The 463-nt window shown below is 65.9% G+C and carries 1 pseudogene; it reads right to left on the bottom strand.

The annotated features are described in order from the left end of the window. Nucleotides 1-463 (bottom strand): annotated as a pseudogene (locus H5407_RS23620) (heme utilization protein); the annotation flags it as partial.

Genomic DNA, 463 nt, shown 5'->3' with positions numbered 1-463 from the left:
GCCCGCAGGTCGGCAGACTCCAGCTTGGGCAGCTGCACCGAGGTCAGTGCCGCCACTTGCTCGGAGTTCAGCGCCGTGAACTGGGCGGTGCCCAGGGCGTTGAGGTCTTCCGTGGTCAGATGGCTGATCTGGTCGCTGGTCATCGCCGCGACCTGGGCCGAGGTGAACTTGGCGAACTGGTCGCTGGTGAAGGCGTTCAGGTCACCGGTGTTCAGGCCTTGGACCTGGGCGGTCGTCAGTGCAGACACCTGGGCGGTGCTCAGCGCTTGCAACTGGCCATTGGTCAGCGCATCGAGCTGGTCGCTGCTGAGCGCACGCAGCGCCGAGGTGCTGAGCGACTTCAGATCGGCGGTCTCGATCGCCGCGATCTGTGCGGTCGAGAAATCGACGATCTGGGCCGAGGTCAGCGCCGCGATCTGGGCGGAACTCAGTGCGACAACATCAGCGGTGCTCAGGCCCGGCA

It is taken from the genome of Mitsuaria sp. WAJ17 (genome assembly GCF_014174515.1).
Taxonomy (GTDB): Bacteria; Pseudomonadota; Gammaproteobacteria; order Burkholderiales; family Burkholderiaceae_C; genus Roseateles_B.
Note: the sequence above shows the minus strand (reverse complement) of the source record. Positions and strands in the feature narration are given on the sequence as shown.